Source organism: Cyclobacteriaceae bacterium, from assembly GCA_025808415.1.
In the GTDB taxonomy this organism is placed as follows: domain Bacteria; phylum Bacteroidota; class Bacteroidia; order Cytophagales; family Cyclobacteriaceae; genus UBA2336.
The window spans coordinates 336,116-362,393 of record CP075525.1; the positions used below are offsets into that span (position 1 = coordinate 336,116).

At 44.8% G+C, this 26,278-nt stretch carries 27 protein-coding genes; 14 read left to right on the top strand and 13 right to left on the bottom strand.

What is annotated here, in order from left to right:
• The first annotated feature begins 8 nt into the window (after positions 1–8).
• Positions 9–866 (top strand): glucose-1-phosphate thymidylyltransferase RfbA, encoded by an 858-nt coding sequence (gene rfbA, locus KIT51_01475; protein UYN86977.1) that lies wholly within the window; start codon positions 9–11, stop codon positions 864–866.
• Between the two features lie 2 nt (positions 867–868).
• On the opposite strand, the gene KIT51_01480 is transcribed toward rfbA, so the two are convergent.
• Complete coding sequence (locus tag KIT51_01480) at positions 869–1,891, bottom strand: M28 family peptidase (protein UYN86978.1); 1,023 nt, start codon at positions 1,889–1,891, stop codon at positions 869–871.
• Positions 1,892–1,958: 67 nt separating this feature from the next.
• Between KIT51_01480 and KIT51_01485 the strand changes: the two genes are divergently transcribed.
• From KIT51_01485 to infB, 3 genes are read left to right on the top strand one after another with little or no spacing between them, the layout of a single operon-like run.
• The gene (locus KIT51_01485) at positions 1,959–2,516 is read left to right on the top strand and encodes a ribosome maturation factor RimP (protein UYN86979.1); all 558 of its coding nucleotides are present in this window, start codon (positions 1,959–1,961) and stop codon (positions 2,514–2,516) included.
• Positions 2,517–2,519: 3 nt separating this feature from the next.
• Positions 2,520–3,773 (top strand): transcription termination/antitermination protein NusA, encoded by a 1,254-nt coding sequence (gene nusA / locus KIT51_01490; GenBank protein UYN86980.1) that lies wholly within the window; start codon positions 2,520–2,522, stop codon positions 3,771–3,773.
• Positions 3,774–3,828: 55 nt separating this feature from the next.
• Complete coding sequence (gene infB / locus KIT51_01495; GenBank protein UYN86981.1) at positions 3,829–6,477, top strand: translation initiation factor IF-2; 2,649 nt, start codon at positions 3,829–3,831, stop codon at positions 6,475–6,477.
• A 142-nt stretch (positions 6,478–6,619) separates the two neighbouring features.
• Here infB and KIT51_01500 read toward each other — a convergent pair whose 3' ends face one another.
• From KIT51_01500 to KIT51_01510, 3 genes are read right to left on the bottom strand one after another with little or no spacing between them, the layout of a single operon-like run.
• Positions 6,620–7,048 carry a nuclear transport factor 2 family protein gene (locus KIT51_01500; GenBank protein ID UYN86982.1) on the bottom strand — a complete coding sequence of 143 codons (429 nt, stop codon included), beginning with the start codon at positions 7,046–7,048 and terminating at the stop codon, positions 6,620–6,622.
• A gap of 9 nt (positions 7,049–7,057) precedes the next feature.
• A complete protein-coding gene (locus KIT51_01505) occupies positions 7,058–7,501 on the bottom strand; it encodes a DUF2059 domain-containing protein (protein UYN86983.1) in 444 nt (147 codons plus the stop codon).
• 11 nt (positions 7,502–7,512) lie between these two features.
• Complete coding sequence (locus KIT51_01510; protein ID UYN86984.1) at positions 7,513–8,127, bottom strand: LemA family protein; 615 nt, start codon at positions 8,125–8,127, stop codon at positions 7,513–7,515.
• A 62-nt stretch (positions 8,128–8,189) separates the two neighbouring features.
• Here KIT51_01510 and KIT51_01515 point away from each other — a divergent pair, with 62 nt between their 5' ends.
• A complete protein-coding gene (locus KIT51_01515) occupies positions 8,190–8,783 on the top strand; it encodes a hypothetical protein (protein ID UYN86985.1) in 594 nt (197 codons plus the stop codon).
• 34 nt (positions 8,784–8,817) lie between these two features.
• On the opposite strand, the gene prfA is transcribed toward KIT51_01515, so the two are convergent.
• Positions 8,818–9,891: a peptide chain release factor 1 gene (gene prfA, locus KIT51_01520; protein ID UYN86986.1), complete on the bottom strand. Its 1,074-nt coding sequence runs from the start codon at positions 9,889–9,891 to the stop codon at positions 8,818–8,820.
• Positions 9,892–9,963: 72 nt separating this feature from the next.
• Here prfA and KIT51_01525 point away from each other — a divergent pair, with 72 nt between their 5' ends.
• A complete protein-coding gene (locus tag KIT51_01525) occupies positions 9,964–10,440 on the top strand; it encodes a hypothetical protein (protein ID UYN86987.1) in 477 nt (158 codons plus the stop codon).
• A 1-nt stretch (position 10,441) separates the two neighbouring features.
• On the opposite strand, the gene KIT51_01530 is transcribed toward KIT51_01525, so the two are convergent.
• Positions 10,442–10,975, bottom strand: coding sequence for a hypothetical protein (locus KIT51_01530; protein ID UYN86988.1), 534 nt, complete (start codon positions 10,973–10,975; stop codon positions 10,442–10,444).
• A gap of 105 nt (positions 10,976–11,080) precedes the next feature.
• Between KIT51_01530 and KIT51_01535 the strand changes: the two genes are divergently transcribed.
• Positions 11,081–11,788, top strand: coding sequence for a hypothetical protein (locus KIT51_01535; protein UYN86989.1), 708 nt, complete (start codon positions 11,081–11,083; stop codon positions 11,786–11,788).
• A 1-nt stretch (position 11,789) separates the two neighbouring features.
• Here the strand turns inward: KIT51_01535 and KIT51_01540 are convergent, their stop codons facing one another.
• Entirely contained in the window at positions 11,790–12,164 is a 375-nt protein-coding gene (locus KIT51_01540) for a hypothetical protein (protein ID UYN86990.1), read from the bottom strand.
• Between the two features lie 102 nt (positions 12,165–12,266).
• On the opposite strand from KIT51_01540, the gene KIT51_01545 reads away from it, so the two are divergent.
• Together KIT51_01545 and KIT51_01550 are read left to right on the top strand one after the other, a co-directional pair.
• The gene (locus tag KIT51_01545) at positions 12,267–13,064 is read left to right on the top strand and encodes a hypothetical protein (GenBank protein UYN86991.1); all 798 of its coding nucleotides are present in this window, start codon (positions 12,267–12,269) and stop codon (positions 13,062–13,064) included.
• Between the two features lie 18 nt (positions 13,065–13,082).
• Complete coding sequence (locus KIT51_01550) at positions 13,083–13,697, top strand: hypothetical protein (GenBank protein ID UYN86992.1); 615 nt, start codon at positions 13,083–13,085, stop codon at positions 13,695–13,697.
• Positions 13,698–13,765: 68 nt separating this feature from the next.
• Here the strand turns inward: KIT51_01550 and KIT51_01555 are convergent, their stop codons facing one another.
• The 3 genes from KIT51_01555 to KIT51_01565 form a co-directional block, all read right to left on the bottom strand.
• On the bottom strand, positions 13,766–15,436 hold the full coding sequence (locus KIT51_01555) for a PQQ-dependent sugar dehydrogenase (GenBank protein ID UYN86993.1): 1,671 nt from the start codon (positions 15,434–15,436) through the stop codon (positions 13,766–13,768).
• A gap of 147 nt (positions 15,437–15,583) precedes the next feature.
• Complete coding sequence (locus tag KIT51_01560; protein ID UYN86994.1) at positions 15,584–16,201, bottom strand: nitroreductase; 618 nt, start codon at positions 16,199–16,201, stop codon at positions 15,584–15,586.
• A gap of 58 nt (positions 16,202–16,259) precedes the next feature.
• Positions 16,260–17,372 (bottom strand): hypothetical protein, encoded by a 1,113-nt coding sequence (locus KIT51_01565; GenBank protein UYN86995.1) that lies wholly within the window; start codon positions 17,370–17,372, stop codon positions 16,260–16,262.
• A 362-nt stretch (positions 17,373–17,734) separates the two neighbouring features.
• Between KIT51_01565 and KIT51_01570 the strand changes: the two genes are divergently transcribed.
• Positions 17,735–18,481: a hypothetical protein gene (locus KIT51_01570; GenBank protein ID UYN86996.1), complete on the top strand. Its 747-nt coding sequence runs from the start codon at positions 17,735–17,737 to the stop codon at positions 18,479–18,481.
• Positions 18,482–18,534: 53 nt separating this feature from the next.
• Here KIT51_01570 and KIT51_01575 read toward each other — a convergent pair whose 3' ends face one another.
• A complete protein-coding gene (locus KIT51_01575; GenBank protein ID UYN86997.1) occupies positions 18,535–19,653 on the bottom strand; it encodes an amidohydrolase family protein in 1,119 nt (372 codons plus the stop codon).
• A gap of 289 nt (positions 19,654–19,942) precedes the next feature.
• Between KIT51_01575 and KIT51_01580 the strand changes: the two genes are divergently transcribed.
• On the top strand, positions 19,943–21,055 hold the full coding sequence (locus KIT51_01580; protein ID UYN86998.1) for a tetratricopeptide repeat protein: 1,113 nt from the start codon (positions 19,943–19,945) through the stop codon (positions 21,053–21,055).
• Entirely contained in the window at positions 21,055–22,020 is a 966-nt protein-coding gene (locus KIT51_01585) for a YegS/Rv2252/BmrU family lipid kinase (GenBank protein UYN86999.1), read from the top strand. The genes KIT51_01580 and KIT51_01585 overlap by 1 nt, the downstream gene beginning before the upstream one ends.
• 58 nt (positions 22,021–22,078) lie before the next feature.
• Here KIT51_01585 and KIT51_01590 read toward each other — a convergent pair whose 3' ends face one another.
• Positions 22,079–22,453 carry a signal peptidase I gene (locus KIT51_01590; protein UYN87000.1) on the bottom strand — a complete coding sequence of 125 codons (375 nt, stop codon included), beginning with the start codon at positions 22,451–22,453 and terminating at the stop codon, positions 22,079–22,081.
• Positions 22,454–22,566: 113 nt separating this feature from the next.
• Between KIT51_01590 and KIT51_01595 the strand changes: the two genes are divergently transcribed.
• Both KIT51_01595 and KIT51_01600 read left to right on the top strand, forming a co-directional pair.
• Positions 22,567–23,088 carry a DinB family protein gene (locus KIT51_01595; protein ID UYN87001.1) on the top strand — a complete coding sequence of 174 codons (522 nt, stop codon included), beginning with the start codon at positions 22,567–22,569 and terminating at the stop codon, positions 23,086–23,088.
• Positions 23,089–23,171: 83 nt separating this feature from the next.
• Entirely contained in the window at positions 23,172–25,706 is a 2,535-nt protein-coding gene (locus KIT51_01600) for a zinc carboxypeptidase (GenBank protein UYN87002.1), read from the top strand.
• 72 nt (positions 25,707–25,778) lie between these two features.
• On the opposite strand, the gene tpx is transcribed toward KIT51_01600, so the two are convergent.
• On the bottom strand, positions 25,779–26,276 hold the full coding sequence (gene tpx, locus KIT51_01605) for a thiol peroxidase (GenBank protein UYN87003.1): 498 nt from the start codon (positions 26,274–26,276) through the stop codon (positions 25,779–25,781).
• Between the last annotated feature and the right edge of the window lie 2 nt (positions 26,277–26,278).

Sequence of the window (26,278 nt, forward strand, 5' to 3'; positions counted from 1 at the left end):
TATAACTTATGAAAGGCATCATATTGGCAGGTGGATCTGGCACCCGTTTACACCCCCTTACATTGGCGGTGAGCAAGCAGCTTATGCCGTTGTATGATAAGCCCATGATTTACTATCCGCTTTCGGTTTTAATGATGGCGGGCATTCGCGAAATCCTGATCATCTCCACACCACACGATTTGCCCATGTTTAAAAAACTGTTGGGAGATGGCAAACAATTTGGCTGTTCATTTTCATATGCCGAACAGCCGCGGCCGGAAGGACTGGCCCAGGCATTCATTATTGGTGAAGCGTTTATTGGTGCAGATAGTGTTGCCTTGATTTTAGGCGACAACATATTTTACGGAAGTGGCTTTGCAAAATTGGTACAATCCTGTGTTGATCCATCCGGGGGTATTGTATTTGCGTACCACGTGAATGATCCTGAACGGTATGGAGTGGTTGAATTTGATGACCAAATGAATGCCATTACGATTGAAGAAAAACCGTCAAAGCCTAAATCAAATTATGCCGTACCGGGTTTATATTTTTATGATAATGAGGTGGTTCGAATTGCAAAAAACATTAAGCCAAGCCCGCGGGGTGAATTGGAAATTACCGATGTAAACAACACCTACCTGAAGCAAGGCAAACTTAAAGTAGCCGTGATGAACCGCGGAACGGCCTGGTTAGACACAGGCACTTTTGATTCGTTGATGCAGGCGTCAACTTTTGTACAAGTTATTGAGCAGCGCCAGGGATTAAAAGTAGGTTGCATCGAAGAAGTTGCCTACCGTATGAAATTCATTGACCGCGATCAGTTGCTGGCACTGGCCAAGCCTCTTGAAAAGAGTGGGTATGGGGAGTACCTGAAGCGACTGGTTTAACACTATTCGTTATAAATAACCTGGAGCAACGTTCTTCCAACAGCTTCAAGGGTTTCTTTGCTAATATTTTCCATACTGTCTTTTCGACTATGGTGAAAATCACCAAAGTAGCCTTCGCTACCATCGTAATGAACGATGTTAATGGTGGGGATTTTTGCATAGGTATTTACAAACAGGTGATCATCCATTATTGCCCCTTCCTTCTTGTTTAGGAAAAGATGACCATACCCTAAACGGCTGGCAGTATTCCAGACTTTATCGACAATACCCGGGGCATACTCCATCGATACACCCTCGCGAACAAATTGTGCGTACTTCCCACCTACCATGTCAAGTAAAATACCATAGTAAGCCGAGTAGTTTGGCGTGTGTTTATTTTTCGACCAGTACTGTGAACCCAGGCACCACCATGAATCCAGCTTTTTGGGGAGTTTAAAGTCGCTGTTGTTGCCATAGAGGCTTTCAGCGGTTGACGTATCAAACCCCCAGTCTTCACCATCAAAAAGAATAATGTCCACACCTACCTCCGGCAAATTGTTCTCATGAAATACGCGGGCTATTTCAAGCAACACCCCAACGCCACTGGCACCGTCATTGGCACCATCGAAAAGTGCCCTTGGGTTTTGCGGATCTTTATCGGCAAATGGGCGGGTATCCCAATGGGCTGCCAATAGTATTCGCTTGGTTTTATCCGGATTAAAGGCGGCTATGATGTTTCGCAAAAAAATCTTTTGATTATCGTAAGTCATGGCTTCAAAATCCTGAATATTTACCTGGGCACCGTAGGCACTGAACTGTTTTACGAAATAATCGGCCGCATTTTTATGGGCAGCGGTATTGGGTATGCGTGGGCCAAAATCAACTTGCTTCTTTACAAAATCGTAGGCAGAATCTGGATTAAACACCGGCACAACGACCATTTTGGCAGGCCTTTCCGTTTGTTGTTCAACCTGTTTCCCTGGGTTGCCAGAACAAGAATAAAGGAGCGCAAGGGCAAGTATTAAAAGATGATCAGATGTTCGCATAAGTGTTCAAAGTAAGACAAAATTCAGGGTTCAGAAATTCCCAACTTTGGGCATTGAAATTCATTATTTGGCGATCAAGGATAAATCCTATACATTTGCATCGAAATATGATCAACTAGACGAGGGGACACAAAAGTCCCCTCTTTGTTTTATCGGTTTTATGGATTTAGTGGAGCGCATAAAAGAACTGGCCGCGGTACATCTTAAGGATGAATCCCAGTTTTTGGTAGAGGTGGTTGCGTCCCTTAAAAAGAAGCCTTTTAAGTTGATCGTGATTGTTGATGGTGACAACGGTGTAACCATTGATGATTGTGCGGAGCTGAGCCGTGCCCTTTCGGCTGCGTTGGACGAGGAGAACTTGTTCAACGACCCGTACATGCTTGAGGTGTCAACACCAGGATTGGATCACCCACTGAAACTGACGCGGCAGTACCAGAAAAACGTAGGGCGCACGGTTAAGGTGAAAACAAAGACCCTTGTTTTACAAGGTAAGCTGGTAGCGGTAACCCCACAGGAAATAACAGTAGAGGTTACCAGCGGCACAGGGAAAAAGAAAGAAGTTAAGGAAGTAACCATTCCTTTTTCTGATATAGAAAAAACATTTGTAATGGTATCATTTAAATAAGTTATGACAACGAATGACACAGCTGCAGGCCTCATAGAATCGTTTGCAGAATTTGCGAAGCAGAAAAACATCGATCGGCCTACGATGATCCGTATCCTGGAAGATGTATTCCGGAATATGATCCGTAAAAAGTATGAAACGGACGACAACTTCGACATCATTATCAATGCCGACAAGGGTGACCTCGAAATCTGGCGCTTCCGCGAAATTGTCGATGATGATTCGGAAGACATTTGGGACCACGACAAGATCAGCTACTCGGAAGCAATCAAGATTGAACCAGATTTTGAAGTAGGCGAAGAAGTAGCCGAGCAGATTTACCTTGAAGATTTTGGCCGCAGGGCAGTGACTACGGCACGGCAAACGCTTATCCAAAAAGTAAAAGACCTGGAGAAAGATATTCTATTCCAGAAGTACAAAGACCTGGTGGGCGAAATAATCACGGGAGAGGTTTATCAAATACTGAGCAAAGAAGTTCTCTTGATCGATGCAGAAGGGAATGAAATCTCCATTCCACGAAGCGAACAAATCCAGAAGGACAGGTACCGCAAAGGTGAAAACGTGCGTGCCATTGTACACAAAGTTGAAATGGTAAACGGCAACCCGAAAATTATTTTATCGCGTACGTCACCCGTGTTTTTAGAACGCCTGTTCGAACAAGAAGTACCCGAAGTATACGATGGATTAATTACCATTAAGAAAGTTGTTCGTGAACCGGGCGAGCGTGCCAAGGTTGCGGTTGAATCGTATGATGATCGTATCGATCCTGTGGGCGCTTGTGTGGGCATGAAAGGATCACGCATTCATGCCATTGTGCGCGAGTTGCAGAACGAGAATATTGATGTAATCAACTTCACGGAAAACTTGGAGTTATACGTTCAGCGTGCCTTAAGCCCGGCAAAAATTTCCAGCATAAAAGTCGATAAGGACAATAGCCGGATTTCGGTTTACCTGAAACCCGACCAGGTATCGTTGGCCATTGGAAAAGGCGGACTAAACATTAAGTTGGCAAGCCGTCTGGTGGGGTATGAAATTGATGTGTTCCGTGAACTGGATGGACAAACCGAAGAAGATGTTGACCTGGACGAATTCTCCGATGAGATTGAAGGCTGGATTATTGATGAGTTGAAGCGCATCGGTTTGGATACAGCGAAAAGTGTGTTGACTTTATCGAAGGAAGAATTGGTAAGGAGAACAGACCTGGAAGAAGAAACCATTGAGCACGTGCACAATATTCTTCGTAAGGAGTTTGAATAACGTTTCAGTAATACACCCTTAACCGAAGTAATTTTAAAAAGAATAATATTTGAATATGGCAGAAGAAAAATTGATCAGGTTGAGTCAGGCTGCGAGGAAACTCAATGTGGGGCATCATACCATATTGGATTACCTGGCAAAAAAGGGGCACGTTGTTGAAAACAACCCCAACGCTAAACTTACGCCCGATCAGTTCGCCATCCTGTCCAAGGAGTTTGCGTCATCGGCAACCGAAAAAATGGAAGCCAGTGGCTTAACCATAGGCGTAAAGCATGCCGATAACCTGATCATTGAAAGCGAGAAGGAGCAGGCCTCTAAAAAGCGTGTTGACGAAGAGGAGAGCATCATGATTAAAAATCTTGGTGCGGCTGAAATTAAAAAGGAGGAAGCCAGGCCGGAAAAAATTGTACCCGAAAAGGCCAAGCTGGAAGGCATTAAGGTTGTAGGTAAGATTGAATTGGATAAAAAGCCAAAAGCTGTAAAGGAAGAAGAGGTTGAAGTTCCTGAACCGGTTAAGCAGGAAGAGAAACCCAAGGCACCGGAAGTAGTTGAAAAACCCGAGCAGGAGGTGATTAAAGCCCGTGCGGATAAATTACAGGGTCTTAAAGTTGTTGACCGCATTGAACTGCCGGTTGAACGAGAGAAGAAAAAAGATCAACCTGTAGCTTCGTCAGACGTTAGCGATGATGCTAAAAAAGGTAAACGTCCACGGAAACGCATCGTAACACCTGGCGATACAAAAGGTCAGCCTCCACGCGGTGGCCGACCGATGCCCCAACGCCCCCAAAAAGCTGAACCAACCGAAAAGGAAATCCAGGACCAGATCCGGGCAACGCTGGCTAAACTCAGCGGAGGAAGCAAGAAGAGTTCCGGTTCAAAATACAGGCGTGAAAAGCGCCAGGCAGTATCCGATGCACAAGAACAACAGATATTGCAAGAGCAAGAAGCATCAAAGACCCTACGCGTTACAGAGTTCATTTCGGCCAGTGACCTTGCCTCGCTGATGAACGTATCGGTTAACGATGTTATATCTACCTGCCTGAATTTGGGCATGTTCGTATCAATCAACCAACGATTGGATGCAGAAGCCATTACCGTAATTGCTGATGAGTTTGGGTATGATGTTCAATTTACCACAGCCGATGAAGAAGCTGTTGCTGAAGAAGAACAAGAAAGGGAAGAAGACCTGAAACCTCGCGCGCCAATCGTCACCATTATGGGTCACGTTGACCACGGTAAAACATCGTTGCTCGATTATATCCGTAAAACAAAAGTTACGGCATCCGAAGCGGGTGGAATTACACAGCATATTGGTGCATACGATGTAACAACAACAACCGGTAACAAGATTGCCTTTTTGGATACACCCGGTCACGAAGCTTTTACGGCCATGCGTGCACGCGGTGCCAAGCTTACCGATATTGCCATTATTGTTGTGGCGGCCGATGATGACGTTATGCCACAAACCAAGGAAGCCATTAACCATGCCCAGGTGGCGGGTGTGCCCATCGTTATTGCGATTAACAAAATTGATAAGCCAACGGCCAACCCTGAAAAAATAAAGGAATCGTTGGCCAAGATTAATATTTTGGTTGAGGACTGGGGCGGCAAATACCAATGCCAGGCTATCTCTGCCAAATCTGGCCAGGGTGTAGATGAGCTATTAGAAAAAGTACTGCTGGAAGCCGAATTGTTAAACCTGCGGGCCAACCCCGACAGGCCTGCCATAGGATCTATTATTGAAGCTTCGCTGGATAAAGGCCGTGGTTATGTGGCCACTATTATGGTGCAAGCCGGTAAACTTAAAATTGGCGATGTAGTGCTTGCCGGGGCACACTACGGACGTGTAAAAGCCATGTTCGATGCAACAGGTGGAAGAATAAAAGAGGCTGGGCCATCTACCCCCGTTCAGATTCTAGGATTGGATGGTGCACCGCAAGCAGGTGAGAAATTCCAGGTGATGGATAGCGATCGTGAAGCGCGCGAACTGGCTTCCAAACGCGGACAGATTTTGCGTGAGCAAAGTATCCGTACCAAAAAGCACATCACGCTGGATGAAATCGGCAGGCGATTGGCCATTGGTAATTTCAAAGAACTGAACGTGATTGTTAAAGGTGATGTGGATGGTTCTGTTGAGGCACTTTCCGATTCATTGTTGAAACTTTCTACGAAGGAAATCCAGGTATCCATTATCCATCGTGGTGTCGGACAAATATCTGAATCGGATGTGTTGTTGGCTTCGGCTTCCGATGCGGTTATCGTTGGTTTCCAGGTGCGCCCTTCATCGGCCGCGCGCAGGTTGGCCGAGAATGAAGAGATCGAAATCCGTTTATACTCCATTATTTACGATGCCATCAACGATGTGAAGGCTGCCATGGAAGGTATGTTGGCGCCTGAGCAGGAAGAAGTGATTGTGGGCAACGCGGAAGTACGCGATGTGTTCAAGATTACCAAAGTGGGCACCGTGGCCGGCTGTATGGTTACCGATGGATACATTAAACGCAACAACCCGATACGCCTGATCCGCGATGGTATTGTGGTGTATGCCGGTAAGCTTAACTCACTCAAACGCTTCAAAGATGATGTGGGTGAAGTAAAATCAGGCTACGACTGTGGTATGGGCATCGAAAGCTTTAACGATATTCAGGTGGGGGATGTAATTGAAAGTTATGAAATGCGCGAAGTGAAGCGGACGTTGAGCTAGTCTGTTATTTATAAGAGATAAAATAAAAGCCCCGGTTTTAGACCGGGGCTTTTTTATGAATGTACAAGGTAAGGTTCAATATCTTGCGTCTTCGCAGAGTCTCCGTTTCGGGGCTCTGCGGTTGGTTAATTTAATAACTGTCTCACGGATGCCTGTAAAATGTCTTGCTCACAATTCGCCAGCCTTCCAAAAATTTATATAAGGCCAGGTAATCGATGAAAATAAGTTTGCCTTCTTTGTGCAGTTCCAGTTTAACCGTAGCGGCACGGCCCATAACATCTACAGTTAAAATTTTTCCTTCGGTACGAACAAGGTTGCCAGCGTTTTCTTTTCTCCGTGTCTCAATTGCTTTAATCCAGTCTTCTAATGACAATGGGCTAACATTATTCTCCAGTAGCCGAAGCATGGTAAAACTGGGATGAAAGCCTTTCCGGATATCGTCAATGCTTCCCAGGTTTTGTGTGCCTTCGATATAAGCGACAGTCACAACTTTTTTAATTGCCTCCACATCCGACTGGGCGTGGACAACAAAGGCAATACAGACAAGCGTCAGGACCAGAACCTTTTTCATAATTATATATTAATAACCCTTCTCCTGCATTTTCTTCATCACCTTGGCCGCCACGGCCTGCCCCCAAACCTGGCCGGCCTGCATTGATTCCTGTGTAATTACCGGTGTTTTTTGTGCCAGCTTTTTACCTGATGGCGTTTCGTAGAATTTTACAATGTCTTTCAAGTCAGCCTCTGTAAGATGCGCCTTGTACACCGGCACCATCATCTTTACAAGATCATCAATAGAAGTGCTCAGCATTTCCTTTTCCATTTCTTTCCAAAATTCATCAGGCACCTGGTTGTTCATGCTTTTGAAATTGGTCATCATGGAAGTAATAGCGCCTTTGAAGGCTTCCGCTGATCCGCTGGCCTCAAAGTATTTTTTAACAAGCACTGTATAACTGTCTTGCGCGGTTGCAGCAGTGACGAAGAAAAGAGTTAGCAGTACGGGAATAATAATTTTAGTTTTCATAATCATTGGAATTAGAATTTCACTTGAGGGGCTTTGTCAGCACCTTCCGATGCTTCAAACCCTTTGCGTACACTAAAGTCTTCACCACCACCAAATATGCCCAACGCAAAACGTTTGAAAAAACCCCGCACATAGGTGTTGTATTCGCGTATGCTTTCATTATAGCGCTGCCGGGCAACATTAATCCGGTTTTCGGTGCCTTCCAATTGCGCCTGCAGGTCAAGAAAATTCTGATTGGCCTTTAAGTCGGGGTACCGCTCCACAACAACCATCAATCGTGACAAGGCAGCGCTTACGCCATCCTGCGCCTGCTGAAACTGGGCAAACTGCTGCGGGGTAACTTTGGAAGGATCAATCGTAACGGAAGTTGCTTTCGATCGTGCTTCAATTACACCGGTAAGCGTTTCTTGTTCAAAGTTGGCGTACCCTTTTACCGTTTCCACCAGGTTGGGTATCAGGTCCATTCGTCTTTGATAGGTTGACTGTACGTTTGCCCATTCGGCATTAACATCTTCCTGCAGTTTAACCGCATTGTCATAAACGCTAGCGCCCCACATCACAAAGCCACCGATCAAAACGATCAATAAGCCCAATACAACCAAAATCGTAATTAAAACCTTGTTCATAGAATTGTGTTAATAAAATTCAAGTTAGGAATTTTCGGTGTATAAAGGTCTTTGGCAAGGCTATGAAAACTTTATCCATTGCACCGGGTTTAGTGATTATGAAACCGATCGTGAAATATGCCTGTTTTATGGCATTACTGTTTACCGGATGCAAGCTTGATCGGGAAAAAGCTATCGATCGGGCACGTTTTTCTTTTAAAATCACGGCAGATTCCTATTTATTCTTCAAAAATGTCAGGCAGATTTATTATGATTTCAATGACCTTAAAGAAGCCGGATGGCATGCTTATCGGTTAAGTAATCGTTATAAGGGCAATGACGTTCCCGTGCTTAACCCAACTCTTGTTGTTGACTGGCGCAAGGATGAGGCTTATGTGTTGATTGAAACCAATGCTGTGCTTGCTGATTTGCCTGCCTTGGTTATGTTTGAGCAAGATTCGGTTAGCGGCATAACGTACTCCTACACGTTGGCGGAGCGTGGAAAAGAGAACATGCTGGAATTTGCCACTAAGATTTACGAAGGCATTATGGCAGATAACAAGTTTACGATAGCGGTGAATGGTGTAAACATTCCAATTTTTCAGGGTGAAGAAGCACGTGAAAATTTCAGGGTTGCCATGGCCGATTATTACCGCTTAACCCGCATCATTCGTTGATACTCAGGCCATGCCTTGGCCAACTTGATAATTTTTATTGCGTTGCCCCTTCAGCCATTTTTTCGGCACTGTCGGCAATACGAAGCTGCTCAATAAAATTGTCAATGTCACCATTCATTACTGCAGGTAAATTGTGTTGCGTATACCCGATGCGGTGATCGGTAACGCGGCTTTGCGGGTAATTGTAGGTCCTTATTTTTTCGGAGCGGTCGCCACTGCGCACCAGCGATTTTCGGGTAGCCCCAATTTCACTTTGCTGCTTGGCAACTTCCATTTCATACAATTTTGCCTTTAGCATTTGCAACGCTCGCTCGCGGTTACCGTGTTGCGAACGTTCCACCTGGCAGGTAATTACAATGCCGGTGGGTTTGTGTGTCATCTGTACTTTTGTTTCAACCTTGTTTACGTTTTGTCCGCCCGCGCCACTGGAACGTGCCGTTTGAACTTCAATGTCGGCCGGGTTAATCTCGATGTTTACATCTTCAACTTCCGGAAGCACAACCACCGAAGCGGCTGAGGTATGCACACGCCCTTGTTGTTCGGTGGCCGGCACACGCTGCACGCGATGCACGCCCGACTCAAATTTTAACCGACCGTAGGCATTGTCACCACTCACGCTGCAAACAATTTCTTTGTAACCACCGGCTGTGCCTTCAGTAAAATCAACGGTACTCATTTTAAGCCCTACCCGATCACAATAGCGCTGGTACATGCGCCACAAATCACCGGCAAAAATGGAGGCTTCATCACCCCCGGTACCTGCACGTATTTCCAGTATGCAGCTCTTGTCATCGTTCGGGTCTTTTGGTATCAGCAATTCCTTTAACTCATTTTCAAGGGCCTCTATTTTTGGTTCCAGTTCATCGATTTCCAGCTTGGCCATCTCCCGCATTTCCGGGTCTTTTTCCTTTTGGAGCATTTCTTTGGCATGCTTAAACTGGCTTTGCACGAGCAGTAACTGGTTATATCGTGAAACGATTTTTTCCAGGTCGCCATATTCCTTGCTCAGTTGCGAGTATTTCTTCGGGTTACTAACCGTGTCTGGTTGAATCAGCAACTGGCCGATTTCCTCAAAACGATGCTTTATTTCTTCTAATTTTTCAATCATACCTACAAAACGGGCGTAAAGTTAGTAAAACGTGGCATTCGCAAGATTTGTAGCCGAACATTACCTTTGGCCATGCGCTTGATTAACTGGTACACGATTACACTCATTTTTCTAATGGGCTGTGGTGGCTCCCTAAATGATGAGCAACGCAAGCAAATGCGCGAAGCCCGCGAGCTTAACAGTATTAAAAAAGTAAGTGATGTTGAAATTATGGAGGCTGCCTTTGCATTTGGAAGGGACATTATGGAAAAGGTAGAAGCCGGGCTTGACCAGGATTCGCTGGAGCTTAGCCGAAAGGTAGCCATTCGGTGGTTGCAAACCGGCTCAAGTGCCGGCTCTGAAATTGAACGACAGGTTATTGATGCTTACCTCAATAGTATGGTGTTGGGGGCAGAATTGGCCGATAACGTGCAACGGCTGGGCACCGACTCACTGTTATATACAAAACCGGTGGTGGTTGATCTGCCCGATGGCGTTGTGGAAGTGAAAGGAACCTGGAATATTCGAATGTCAAAAAAGCAGGTTGTTTTATCGATTTCAAAAAAGTAAATCATTTTACTTTTTGGAAAGTCTGTTCATTAAAGTACCCTTTTTGAATAAGTTGGATTAGTTTTTTTGGTGAAGGATCAATCAGGTAAAAAGTTTTTCCATCAACTTCCGTTTCAACAATGGTAACCTCTTGTGCGAGCTGGTCCCTGAATTTTTTCCCTTGGTATTCATGCGAAACTTCAGGCATGCTTAAATAAAGCAGGTCGCCATTTTTTTGTTGTTTCACTACACGCAGGTACCATGAAAATTCATTTCGCAGGTTAATGAAGTAGTAACCCTTGTAGTGTTTCATCACCAGGCTGTCGCTCAGCATAGCCAGTTCATCTTTACCAAGTTTGTAGCCGCCTGGCATGACAATTAATGTGTCGGCCAACTCACCTTCTTCCATAATCAGGTATTTTCCCTGAAGTTTGGCAGGAACTTGTGCGAGGCTTTTAATGCCTTTTGGCTGGGGTTCCTTATACGAAATTTCAGAACACGAGGCCAGGTATATAACACAAATCCCTAAACAAACGGCTGTCGCAAAGATTTTCATGCGTTGAAGTTAGTCATATTGCCATCATTTCGAAATAAGAAGGTGCAGGTACAACGCTTTTAAAAACAACTGTGTCTAAATCGATCAGAAGGGTATTTTTGTAAGATGAAGGGATTGACAGGATTAATCATTTCGGTAACGGTGCTGTTGGTTGCATCGGCTTGCGAGTTGAACAGTGACAACATAAGGGTATTTGCCTTTTCGTACGATTTCGCTGTTTCAGATCATGGCTGGGATGGTGATTTTGCCGATTACCCCGAAGGTGACTCTGTTTATTATGAACTAAAATTTAAGTACGATACCCTTCCGCGCACAAACGGAAACCGCAAAGCCCTTATGAGTTCCGGAAAAAACCACAGCGATGATCTGTTTATGTTTATCCGAAAAAAATTAACCGGCTTAAAACCAAATACCGAATACAGCGTACTGTTCAACGTCAGGATTTCATCGAACGCACCAACCGGCAGTGCAGGGGTGGGCGGGGCACCCGGTGAAAGTGTTTTTGTAAAAGCCGGGGCAGTAGTTGCGAAACCTGAGAAAGTTTTGGTTGAGGGCTTCTATAGGATGAATGCAGACATTGGCAGTCAATCGCAAGCAGGAGCTGATGTTTTGGTTATCGGAAACATTGGCGTTGCACCCACTACAACGCAGTTTACTGAAATTTTCAGGAACAATAGTTCAGCCAATCCTTTTCGTGTTACTACGAACAGCCAAGGCGAAGTGTGGATATTGGTGGGAACGGACTCTGGTTTTGAGGGCAAGACTACGGTTTACTACACAGCTATTGATATTCTGTTCAATCAGGCAAACTAGGTTAACTTTTCTTTCGCTTTTTTGCTTTCGGTATTTTGCCAATTCGCTTATCACCCTTGCAGATATGGGCACAGGCTTTTAAAACGGCCTCCTCAAAATCATCGGCCTCGGCCGGGATATTTTGCCAGGCAGTCTCTTTGCTTCCAAAAAGGTTAATGGAGCGCAAGGATGGGAATTCGCTTTTTAAACTGTCATGATGTTCGGGCGTAGTGGCCACCCATACTCCGTTATCATAAGCATGTTCAGGTTTATTACGGGTAATGAGCACAATTTTTTCACCATGATAGATGGCATGGCAACCAAACATGGGTTTAACCGTTGGATGGATGGAGAAAAGCTCATCCAATACAAAAGAAAAGGCAATGGGCTTTTTCATTTTCACAAAGTTGCTTGATAATCGGAATAATTGCTCATTCTATTTTATTGTATCTTTGGATTCGTTCACGCTTTCTTTCATTTACACACAAACCTTAAGCTGATGAAAAGCAAGATTTTACTGACAGCCATGTTGCTGGCAAGTATTTCATTTACCGGCATTGCGCAAGGCGTGGTGGGCAAGCTAAAACAAAAAGCAGAGCAAGCAGCCGATCGCGCAGTAGACAAAAAAATTAACGAAAAAGTTGGCGGTAACCAGTCTGGTACCAACCCACCCGGAGGCAACTTGCCTGGCAATGGACCGGGTGGCAGCGGTAGCCCGGCCAACACCAGTGGGGGCGGCCTTGTAGTAACCCCGCCCAACGTAAGGGAAAATATGGCCGAGGCCGAAAGTTCGTATAAAGCCGGTCGTTATTCCGATGCGCGTTATGCCTTAAAGCAAGCTATGCTGGGCGTTGAAATGGAAATCGGCAACAAAGTTTTAAAGTCGTTGCCCGAGAGTGTGGTGGGCCTAAGTAAAAAAGCTGATGCCGACCAGGTGACCAGTATGGGCTATGGCTGGGTAGGTCTCACCATTCATCGTGCGTATGCATCGGGTAACAAGCAGTTAAATGTTACCGTTGCCAATAATTCAGCCTGGATTTCAGCGGCTAATATGTATTTGAGCAATACCAACTATGCCGCTACAGGAGGTGAGCAAAACTGGAAGCAAACAAAAGTGAAAGGTTATCGCGGCATTATTGAATATAATCAAAGTTCAGGCTATAAACTGAGTGTACCCATAGGCCAATCATCCATAATTGTTTGGGAAGGCATAAACTTTGCCAGCGAACAAGATATGATGAATGCTGCCAACGTGTTTGACCTTGATGGTATTAAAAATAAACTGGGCGAGAAGTAATTTTAAAAGCGAACAACCATGAAAAATATATTCTTATCCCTTGTAACCATAGGCTTGTGCATTACCATGATGGCCGAAGCACAGGAGTTTGACAAGAGCCTGGCCAGCGCTAAAGCATCCTACAATTCGGGTAACCTTGAAGATGCGAGATTCAACCTGGAGAACGCTTTACGTGAAATTGATGCAGCCATTGGCCGCGAAATATTGAAAGTACTGCCCACCACATTAGGCGGGATGAACAGTGATGTCAAAAATGATCAGGTTACCGGCATGTCGGGCGGTTTGGTGGGTGGCTTATATGTGCACCGCGTTTACGGAAACACTGAAACGAAAAGTGCTACCCTTGACATCATAAGTGATTCACCGTTGATGGCCGGTATCAATGCCATATTAGCAATGCCAATGATCATGAACTCAGGCGACAGCAATCAAAAGGTAGTGAAGGTGCAAGGCTACAAGTCGTTGCTTACCCGCGAATACGATGAGAATAACCTGACCACAGGCTACCAGGTGCAAACACCGTTTGGCAATTCCATGCTTACGTTAGATTACAACGGCAATATTTCTGAAGCCGAAGTATTAAAACTAGCAAACAGTTTACCCCTTGAGAGGATCATTAAGCTGGCACAGTAGAACTTAATTTTTAAGCATACATAAAAAGACTGCTAAACCCTGGCGGTCTTTTTTGTTTTAACACAAATTCAACGAATAACAATTTTTCGTGTATTTGTTCCAAAACGATTAGTTGCCCTAAATACGTAAACCCCAGGTAAAAGATTTTCCAGGTTTAAGGTAATGTGCTTGTCGGCTGTAGTAGTTGATTGCATGACTTTACCAATAGTATTAAAAACACGAATGTGCGTTGGTTCATTGCATGTTGACAATAAGGTAATGTGTACTATTCCGTTTGTTGGATTAGGGTAAATGTTAATCTCGTCATGCACTACTTCATATAATCCAACCACATTTTCTGCATAAGCATAATCCGACTCACCCCCATTGTTGTACGCTTTTACCCGGTAGGTATATTCATCAGCATTATTTAAAGCATCGGTGTATCCGGTAGTATTGTACGCTACTGTATCGATAGTTTCAAAAATGGTTTCGTTTGCCAGGCTGCGTTCAATAACAAACCCTAATTCATTATTCGATTCATCAGTCCAGGTAAGTTGGTTGGATGCCGTGTTACGCTGAAGCATAAGTGCCGATGGGGCTTGCGGGGCAGTTGGGGAAAACCTATAGATTCTTCCGGAGTTGCCCGAGCTATAGTGCAGTATGTAAGGCTCCCCGTTATGGTCCTCGCCAAATGCGGAGATTAACCCACCGGATGTGAGCAGAAATTCATTGGTTGCAAGGTTGTTCGAATAGTTTAGTTTCCATATCCTTCCGCTAATGTAATCTCCGTAGAGGTATTGTCCGTTCCATTCAGGAATTTGCACTCCGCGATAAACGAAGCCACCGGTAATGGAGCGGTTATTGTTTTGGTGAGGGTACTCAAAGATGGGCAGCACCAGATCGCCCGGATTACAATTCGTTGCGGGATTGTAGCATTGCGTTCCTTCCATTAACCGCCAGCCATAATTTTTTCCCCCTGTTATCAAGTTAATTTCCTCGCGTGCACCTTGTCCTACATCCGCTGCCCAAATGTTCCCGGTCACCTGATCAACAGCAAACTTCCAAACGTTTCGCAACCCATACGCAAAAATTTCTTCGCGATAGCCTTGTGTGTTTCCTTTGTAGGGATTGGTATTAGGTATCGCATACGGCAGGCCATTTTCCGAAGCATTCACGTCAATGCGCAGAATTTTTCCCAACAGGTTGGTCAGGTTTTGTGCGTTGTTCTGCGGATCGCCACCACTGCCACCATCGCCAATCGAAACATACAAGTAACCATCGTTACCAAAAGCCAGTTTGCCGCCATTGTGATTATCGAAAGGCTGACTTTGAGTGAGCAAGATCAATTCGCTGGAAGGATCGGCTTCGTTGGGGTTATCAGCCTTGACAGAAAACCGGGAGATTACTGACGTTAGTGGCCCTGACCGTGTATAGTTCAAATAGAAGTAGCCGTTGTTTTTAAAATCAGGATGGAAAGCCATGCCCAATAATCCACGCTCACCACCGGAAACAATCAACGAAGATATATTCAGAAAATCTTTAACCTCGGCCTGCACTAAATTCCTTTTGTTCGGAAATACTTTAATGAGACCATTTTGCTGAACCAGGAAAAGACGTTTAGACTGATCAGGTGGCGATAACAATTCAATGGGTGCGGTGAATGTAATGCCGGGAAATGCTTCCGAATAGGTAGGCTGTGCAAAGGATGAAGAGCCCCATGTAATAAATGCCAAACGAATAAATGCATATCGAAGCATACCCCAAGATATAAATTCGATGAGGGTACTGCATGTGTTTTTCGATGAATGGACTGGACGTCAGAGAAAGTAAGGACAGCCGGGAAGGTGAAGCAGTCTGTAAACACCCCCCCTGATAAGGAGGAATCGGCTGTGGTTTGATTTACACTACTCCTTAATCCATACAACCTTTGTATCTACCGGTATCCGCTTACTGGTTTGGTGGTTGTGTTGAGGTACACCTACATGTAAAAACCCGATGATTTTATCTTCCTCCGATAAACCGAATGCAGCTTTTGCTTCAGGAAAATAGGTAACGCCCCCGGTACTGAGGTAACACCCAGCACCATTGGCAGTAGCCGTTAAATACATATTTTGAACGGCACAGAAGACTGCACCTGCCTCCTCAATTTCAGGAACAGATTTTTTTTCATCCCGTTTCATGTACACCAGTATGATGTGCGAAGATTCCAGCGGTTTCTTTTTCAGATTTTCGTAACGCTCTTCGCGAAATGTTCCATCAGCTTGTGTTACGGTTTTATAAACTTCCGATTGAAGTTGTGCCAGCTTTTTACGACCATCACCCGAATAAATAATAAATCGCCATGGCTCAGTGAGTTTGTGCGTAGGTGCCCAGTTGGCATTTTCCAGCATAGTGCTTATAACCGAATCGCTAACGGGGTCCCCGGTATAATCTTTCGGAAAAACAGATCGCCTGGTACGGATGAGGGTGTTTACATCTTCTGCTATCATGGATAGGAGTTTAATCTGGTGAAAGTACGCCATAAGCTGAAAAGCAAAAAGCCGCTGGTGAGGCGGCTTTTCAATAAGGTTAAAATATTTGTTACGGATTTACCGGCCGCACGATGGCATGGGCAATAAACCAAACACCATCATTGGCTTCATCGTAGTTAACAAAATTGATGTTGTGCGAATATGTGAACGATCCGCTTGGGAAAGAAACATTCTTGCCGTAATCTTCCGGATTTGATGACGCAGGCCGCAAGTCGCCTGTGTAAAGGTTTAAAGATTGCATCACCCATCCATCGTTTAATTGGTATGTGATGGAGCCTATAGCCGTTGGTATGCCGTTGATTGGCCAGGTGGTGTATTCCACCGTTAGCCTGCCGATCTTCGTTCCGTTAGCAGTATTATTTCCATCAGCCGAAGCCCAGATATCATAAAACGCTCCGATTGTTCCGGTAACATTTATGGCCCAGCCCCATCGTGTATTGGCAATACCAAGTCCGGGCAAGCATTCAGGGTTAACGGCATTACAGCCATCGGCAACAAATACCCAACCACCTTTTGCATAAGCTACCTGCAAACCAGGTCCGGGATCGGGATGATTATCATCACCTCCACCGTCATCGCAGCAACTTAATGTGTGCGTCATGTAATATGCCCAACGGTTACTGCCCGGTATTTGAGTAGGGCCGCCAAACGCTGACTCCCGCGCTACTTCGGCATGGGCAACAAAAATCAGTTTGTTACCGCATTTGATTTTTCTTTTCTCCAGGTCAGCGAATGAAACCTTAAATGTGTACTGATTTTTCCCTTTGGCATCAGCCTTTAGAAAGAAATGACCGATAACGGGTATGCCTGCCGGGTTTTTTGGCATATCGCTTAAGCTGTGGCCAAACCACAGATGCAGTTTGTTGAAACTTTTGGTGGTAAAGTAGGTAACGTATAAGTAGTCAGCATCATTCGCAATTGTTACGCTGCCCACATCGTTTTTCTGGCCGGCAAATAAATCATACGTAGTAACGGCACAGGGTTTTACACCTGTTGGGATTACGGTTGGCCCGCCATCACCATCCGGCCGTTTGCGCGAAGAATCGTCATCCTCTTCAAATTCAAAGGCAAAGGGCTCTTCTTCTTTAAGTGGCAGTTCGGTTTCCTGCACCTGGCAGGAAAAAATGGAGCCTGCTAAAAATATCCAAAGGAGTTTCTTCATGGTTGGTACTAGGCTATTCAAAGTTAGCGAATATTTAATTCTTTAGATGTTGACCAACGATTTTTGTGGGGGGCTGGTTTTAATGCGGGTACGAGTAGATTTGTAACTCGGTTGCGCACAATATTTTTTGTGAGTCCGCTTCAGCTCCTAAACTCAAATCCCCATGGTTCGTGTCCTCACGAACCGCGTCATTATTCACACGTTCGGTCTGTGGGACACAGACCGAGGAGATTTTAGTTCTATTTAGGACTTAAAACGGATTCTCAGGATATTTTTTGAGCTTTGATGGCAAGAAAGTTCTTCCGGCTGCGAAGGCACCAGAATATTGAAATAAGGGCGTTATTCGTAGAATCAAGTAAAGTATGGTTCGAAATATTATCCTGTTTTGCTGTCTTATTTCAGGTTGTGCGCCTGTGTATATTCCAAATGCCCGCAACATTGCTTTGTTTGACACCCCGGGTGAGTTTCAGGCCTCGGCAGGCCTCGGTACCAGCTATGATGTACAGGTAGCTTATGCAGCCACCAAAAACATTGGTCTCATGACTAACTACGCTTATGTTTCAAGGCCGGGAAATTTTGACGTGGATACTGACAACAAGTATAAAAACCGAAGTAGTTTTGGTGAGTTCGGTATAGGGTACATCAGGCCTACAGTTATTGAAACCGGTTTACGCAATACGTTTACTTTCGAACTTTGGACAGGCGCAGGGGTTGGAAGAAGTTCAGGATATTATGCGCGAAACCTCTTTCCGGTTGATACACTCACCACTTCGGCCCGCTTTCAACGCTACTTTCTGCAACCCACTGTGGCCATCCGAAATAAGAATTGGGACTGGATTTTTACCGGAAGGTTTACGGTGGTCAATTATTCGAAGGCGAACATTGAATCGACTTACTATAATTCCATTTCATTCGCCAAGACCAATGGCTATTTTGAACCCACCGCAGCATACCGGATTTATTTTAGCCAAAGAAGAATCATGCTAACATCACAAGCCGGTTTTAATTTTTCCTTTATCCAGTCCAATAGTGGTGACTATCTGCACTTATATCCCTGGAGTTGTTCCGTTTCGTTGGGGTTTAAACTTCAGCCAAACAAGATGGAATAATGAGGAGTTAATTTTGTGCTTTGGTGTTTTAGTGGCGCTAAAGCGATCATTATCTACTTCGGAAACTGGCTCGCATCCACTTTGGGCAAGAGTTTCAAGGCATTTTTATAGTATACCTTCTTTAATACCTCATCCGGAAGGTCCAGGCCATACATCCGCCAAAAGGCATGGTAGCGTTTGTGGTACGGAAAGTATTCATCGGCTGTTTCCAATACACGGAAGTACGTGGCGTATTCTTCCGGTACCCACGAATCTTTTCCAAACAGAACCCTGTCCTGATATTTAATCATAAAGTCCCGTGCCGTGCGTGGTTGGCGACCAAGCTCAGCAATAACCGCCCCGATTTCTACATACATATTGGGCATAGCATCCAGCAATCCACTAAGTTTTTTTAAATCATTCGGGTACCATCCCATGTGGGCATTGATAAACTTTGTTTTTGGATGTTTCCTGAAAACGTTGTGCTGCTCCTGTATCAATTGTTCCCACGGTGCCGGGTCGGTATCGCTGCGCTTTCGGCCGGCATGCGTTTTAAGTTCAAGCCATCGTTCATTGGTTTCGTCCATCGGATCCCAAAATGATTTTGGATCTGCCGTGTGAATTAAAACCGGTATGCCCAACTCACCGCACTTAGCCCAAATCGGATCAATGCGTGGATCGTCAACAGCAATGCGGTTGCCCTTACTGTCGCGGGTACTCATGCCCAGGCTCTTGTAAATTTTCAACCCCATGGCTCCACGCTTCACATCTTCCTCAAGTTGCTTCACAGCACGCGCCTGCCATTCGGGATTATCAATATTGGAGAAATCAACATTGGTGAACACGATAAAACGCTTGGGATAAAATGCATTGATGGTGTCCATCGATCGCTGCAGATGATCCGCGCTACTGCGGAAACCTCGCCCACTCAGGTTAATCATGACACCCATATTCAGCTTGTCCATTTCGGCCACCAGTTTTTTAAGCGTACCGGGTGACGTCATGTAGGGTTGGTGATTGTGAATATCAATAAATGGAAATTTAGCCCGTGTCACTGGGTGTTCTGGAACCACCAATGTTGAAGGCGGATCATATGCCTCAAAATCCATTTTTAACACGGCTGGTTTTTCCTGTGCCCACAGCGGGTTAACGATCAGGGACAATCCAAAAAGCAATAACCAATGTTTGATCATAAGGGGAATGTTTGCATCAAAGTAAGCACTATTTAATACATCGTTTTCAAAAATTATCCTTTGCGGATGGATGGGTATATGAACGGATGGATTTAAACCAGGACGAGGATGGTTCAGCGGTGAAATCAAATTTTCCTAACTTGTGAACTTAACCGGACTTACGCACTTTCGTGAAGTTTTGTGTCTTCGGGTTTTAGTGGCAGCAACGTAGGCCACAAAAGCACTAAAAATTCACAAAATGGTTTCAACTAAAGCTTTGGTGCGTAAGCCTAAATCTTAATGTATGCCTATGAAATTTTCTGTATACAGTATCCTCTTTACCTTTTTGATTTCCTTTTCGGTATCAGCGCAGGATGCGCAACTGGAGAGCGCCAGGAAAAAACTATCGGCTAAAGATTACACCGGTGCGAAAGCTGATCTCTCCAAACTGCTGGATGCCCAACCCAAAAACAAAATAGCGTTCCGGCTACGCGGAGAAGCCCGCATGGGACTGGAAGATTTTTATGGAGCCATTGCCGACCTCACCTTTGCGTTGGAAATTGATTCAACCTATGCCGAGGCTTACAACTACAGGGGTGAAGCCAAGGTGGCGCTGGGTGATGATGAAAGCGCCATACGCGATTTTGATAAGGCCATAAAATTCAATGCAAAGTACATTAGTGCGTACACCAACCGTGGCTTTGCCAAGTACAACCTGGAGGATTTGACCGGTGCCTATTTTGATTTTTCAAAAGCGCTGGAACTGGGCCCGCCCGATGCCGACAAGTTTTTTAACCGGGGTGTTGTTAAAGCGGAACTGGGTGAATTCATAAGCGCTATTGACGACTACACCAAGGCCATTGAACTGGATAAGACTGATGCCGCCCTTTATAATTATCGGGGTGTAGCTTACTATAACATCACCGATTTTAACAAAGCCATTGCTGATTACGACATGGCCATTAAGCTTGACGCGAAAGATCCATTGAAGTACGAGAACCGGGCCTTGGCAAAAAGTGCTAAGGAAGATTTTAAAGGCGCCCTGGAAGATTATAACAAAGCCATAGAACTTAACCCTGATGATCCTGAAACCTATAACCTTCGTGGGGTAGTGAAATTCAGCATGGATGAAAACGATGGTGCCATTGAAGATTACACCAAAGCCATTGCGCTTGACCCTACTAATCCGGTATATTATGATAACCGGGCGTTGAGTCGCACCGAAAAAGCAGATTACACAGGAGCCATAGAAGATTATACTTCATCTATTGAATTGTATCCCACCGATCCGGAAACGTTTTACCAGCGTGGGTTAGTGAAGTTGCAGATGGGCAATAAGTATGATGCCTGCCTGGATTTTAAAACCGCTGAAGATTTAGGTTCGCCCGATGCACGTGCAGCCATAAAGAAGAATTGTAAGTAATGGCAACAGGTGGTGCAGACACTTCTTCTGATTCTCTTTCCAAGGAGGATAAGGAGGGAGCAAAGTCAGTATGCATCATTCTCAACGGCATCTCCCTCAAGAAGAAATATTTCTATTCTAAAATACTTCCTGCCTTAAAAAAGGTAGCGAATGTGGAGGTACACGAAACGCGTTCTAAGAATGATGCTGTGCAGTTGGCCGGCAAGGCGTTGCATCAACACTACGATGCCATCCTTGCAGCCGGTGGAGATGGCACCTTACACCAGGTGTTGAATGGTATGCTGCTACATCACGAAACCACAAAGGATCTTCCGTTGCTGGGATTAATTCCCTTGGGATCGGGTAATGATTTTGCAAGGACTATGAATATTTCAAACAGGCCTGAAGCTCTAGAAGAAATACTAAAACGGTTTTCAGGTAAGTCAATTGACATTGGAAAGATTACATTTCCTGATAAGTCCGAACTTCCTCCTCGCTACTTTATCAACATAGCTGATGTGGGCATGGGCCCCATTGTAGTGGAGCGGTTGCTCAACAGCGGAAGGGCTTTCGGATCGTTGATAGCCTATTACGCTGCCATCGTTAAAACCTTTTTCACGTATAGTCCCGAAGAAATTACCCTACAAACCCCATTATGGAAATGGAGTGGCGCAATACGCTCGGTAGCGGTAGCCAACGGCAAATTTTTTGGCAACGGTATTGGCATTGCTCCCGATGCCGTGGTGGATGATGGGAAATTTTCGTGCTTCATTGCCGGCAAGGTTTCGGTGCTGGATTTTATTATTCAAAACGGAAGGTTGCGCAGTGGCAAGCGGGCCATTCATGATGATATCGAATACCGCGAAGCCAACGAGGTAACTATTACTGCTAAGAAGGTGTTACCCATTGAGGCGGACGGAGAATTAGTTGGAAAACTGCCTGTACACATCACCATGTTACCGAAGCGACTAAAGTTTTTGTGTTAGAAAAAGAAAGCCTCCGATTTTGACGGAGGCTTCCCTATTTAGCAGAACAGTTTTTATCTTAACCTTTAGGCGGACCAACATATTTGGCATCACCAAAAGCAAGTATTGGTAATGCAATGAATCCTAAAAGAAGAAGGAAAATTGTCCAACCGATGTCTTTACCGAATGATTTTGCGAACAGATGTACCAGGTAAATCAAAACGAAAAAGTTAACAATGGGTATGAAGATTAAAATGATCCACCAAACGGGCTTTCCTACTATTTCGAGAAAGACAATAAAATTGTAGATCGGAATAATGGCAGCCCAGCCGGGCTTACCAGCTTTTTCAAAAATCTTCCAGTAGCATACCATGAAGAAAATAAATACGGCAATGTAAATAATACCGATCATCCCGAATATTCCGGAGGCGGCACCGTTGTCATAAGCGTCCATAATTGATAGGGTTTGGTTTGTGTGTTAAATATAATAAAAAACCAAAAGGCACCACTGTCCTAAAACCTTTTCTTCCTCGGTATCAACCCCTACCTTGAGTAAAATTTAAGCAGATGAACGCATCGGTCAAGTCAGTTTTTCAGGAGTTGGAGCAACAGCTCGAAGCACTTCTTTCTTTGGTAAAAAATCTTCCGGAGGAAAAGTATAATACATCAGCCTTTCCGGGCAAGTGGTCCATCAGCCAGATACTAACACATCTGCTCACCTCTGAAAAACTTTCATTGGCTTATATTAAAAAGAAAGCGCAGGGGATTGATGCGGTTAAAAACTCTGGCCTTGTAGAAACTTTGCGACTGTGGTTGTTGATCATCTCGCAACGCATACCGCTAAAGTATAAAGCACCAAAAGTAATGGTTGATAATACACCTCCGGCCATGCCTTTACCCAAGCTTATTGAAGAATGGTCGATTGTTCGTAATGAGCTTAAACAGTTTTTGGAGAACATGGAGGATAAACATGTTCGCAAGGTAATTTACAAGCACCCCTTAGCGGGCCGGCTGGATGTTCGGCAAACCATGATCTTCTTTCGCGAGCATATTATTCATCATACACCCCAGATCAAACGTCAGCTCTAACACGTTGGTAAGTTGCGTTGGTATAAATCCTGCGCATTATGTTGATATACTTTTCTATCTTTTCGCATTAACTATTCTCACTTATGAAAAAGCATTTTGTCCTGGCCTTACTTCTTGTTTCCTGCCTGGTAGCCGTTGCCCAGCAACAGTTGCTACCACCTAATCAGTTTTTGGGATATGAACTTGGCGAGCGCTTTACCCGTCATCACCGCGTAGTAGAGTATTTTCAACACGTTGCCAGTGCCGTTCCTACTATTGAATTGTATAAGTATGGCGAAACATATGAATACCGCCCACTGGTGTATGCCGTTATTGCATCAACCGAAAATTATGCCCGGCTGGAACAAATCCGGCTGGACAACCTGAGACGAACCGGGTTAGCTGAAGGTACGCCTTCCACCAAAGTAGCCATTGTGTGGCTGAGCTATAACGTTCATGGTAATGAGGCCAGCTCGTTGGAAGCTTGCATGCAAACATTGTATGAGTTGGCCGACCCGAACAATGCAAAATCAAGAGAGTGGTTAAAGAATACAGTGGTAATCATCGACCCGTGCATCAATCCCGATGGGCGCGACCGGTATGCAAACTTTTATAACCAATACGGTAATCGTCCGGCTAATTCCAGTGGCGATGCACGCGAACACCGCGAGCCGTGGCCCGGTGGACGAAGCAATCATTACTGGTTCGACTTAAACCGCGATTGGGCATGGCTTACGCAGATTGAATCGCAGCAGCGTGTAAAAATTTATAATCAATGGATGCCCCATGTGCATGTTGATTTTCACGAACAAGGATATAACAACCCGTATTACTTTGCGCCTGCTGCAGAACCCTATCATGAAGTGATTACCCCGTGGCAGCGCGAATTCCAGGTTACCATCGGTAAAAACCATGCAAAGTATTTCGATCAGCAAGGTTGGCTGTATTTTACCAAAGAAGTGTTTGACTTGTATTACCCTAGTTATGGCGATACCTACCCTACGTACAATGGGGCCATAGGCATGACCTATGAGCAAGCCGGAGGTGGTTTTGGCGGATTATCCATTACCACCCGCGAGGGTGATCCGTTAACCTTAAAAGACAGGCTCACGCATCATCACACTACCGGAATCTCCACGGTTGAAGTAACGTCTGTTAATGCTACCCGCGTGGTGGATGAATTTGAAAAATATTTCAGGGAGAACAATTCCAGTCCATCATCGCCCTATAAAACCTATGTGATCAAAGGCGATAATAATCCTGATAAAATTCAACGCCTTGCTTCATGGATGGATGCCCATGGCATTAAGTACGGTCATCCATCTGCCGGAAAGGCAACACGAGGTTTTGATTACACTTCACAGGCCACCCAAAGTTTCAACGTAAGCACGGAGGATATTGTAATTAATATCTTTCAACCGAAGTCAAGATTTATTACCACGTTGTTTGAACCACAATCCAAACTCCCTGACTCCGTAACATACGATATTACTGCGTGGAATTTAATGTACGCTTACGGGTTGAAAGGATATGCACTGAATGAACGCATCAATCCCGGAAAAAATTATGTGGCGAAAGAGGCGGCCAATACGCCAGTCAATCAAAAACCGTATGCCTATATCTTCCGCTACCAGAGTCTGGCCGATGTTGAATTTTTATGTGCCCTGATGAATAACGGAGTTAAGGTGCGTTCATCGTTAAAGCCTTTCAAAGTAAACGGTGAGAGTTTTGACGCGGGCTCGCTCGTTGTTACGCAGCGAAACAATGAAGGAATTCCAAATTTCGATCAGCTTGTTCAGTCGCTTGCGCGCGCAAAAAACAGAAAGTGGTTTGCGGCAAGCACAGGCTTTGTCGATAGCGGAAAAGATTTCGGATCAGGCTATGTAAATTATTTGAAAGCCCCCCGCATAGCGGCATTGGTGGGCGATCAAACCTCATCGTTATCGGCTGGCGCTACGTGGCATTTCTTTGAGCAGGAGTTAAAATATCCCATCACGCAAATCGGTACCGATTATTTTAATTCGATAGAACTTAGAAATTATGATGTGTTGCTGGTGCCGGAAGGCCGTTACCGGATGTTTAATGAAGAAACATTAAAGTCGGTGCAGGATTGGGTTTCCAATGGCGGACGATTGATTCTTGTTTCCGGGGCACTAAATGCTTTTGCCGATAAAAATGGTTTTGCGTTGAAGAAGTATGCCACCGAAGAGGCAAAAAAAGAAGCTGAAAAGAAGGACAAGGAAGAGCAAACCAAAGATGTATTGATGCCATACGATGCCGCAGAACGCAAGGCCATATCACAATCTATTTCAGGGGCTATTTACAAGATCACACTGGATAAAACCCATCCGCTAGCCTTTGGGTTGGGAGATACATATTACACCCTTAAAACAAACGAGTTGTACTTTGACTATTTACAAGGCGGCTGGAACGTTGGCGTAATAAAAGGCAAAGCAAAACCGGTGCAGGGATTTGCCGGCCACAAAATCAACAAGAAAATGGACAACAGTTTTGTGTTTGGTGTGGAAGATAAAGGCCGCGGACAGATTGTTTACTTTGTTGATGATCCGCTGTTCCGTAATTTCTGGGAGAATGGTAAGATGTTATTCGCGAATGCGGTGTTTATGGTGGGGCAATAGATTCTAAAATCAAGATTCAAAATTTAAGATAAGGAAATACCAATCTTGAATTTTGAATCTTGAATTAAAAAATCAAAGCGCTGCCAATGCTGCGTCATAATTGGGTTCCTGGCCTATTGCAGGAACCAGTTCTGTATATTTTACTTTACCCGTGCTGTCGATTACTATTACGGCACGGGCGAGAAGGCCCGCAAAACCTCCGTCAATCAGTTCCACACCGTAAGCCGTAGAAAAGCCGCGGTTCCTGAAATCCGTAGCGGTTAATACATTGGTAATGCCTTCAGCACCACAAAAGCGCTTCATGGCAAAGGGCAGGTCTTTTGACACGCACAATACTGTGGTGTTGTGCAAACCGGCCGCGCGCTTGTTGAACTCACGAACAGAATTTGCACACACTCCCGTGTCGATGGATGGAAAAATGTTAAGGACAAGATTTTTTCCGGAAAACTGATTTAAGGTTACTTCTTTCATATCGCTGCCGGTAAGTATAAAATCCGGAGCGGCAGATCCTACTTTAGGTAAATCACCTGCGGTGTTTACTACATTTTCGCCAAGCTTGGTCTGTGCCATAA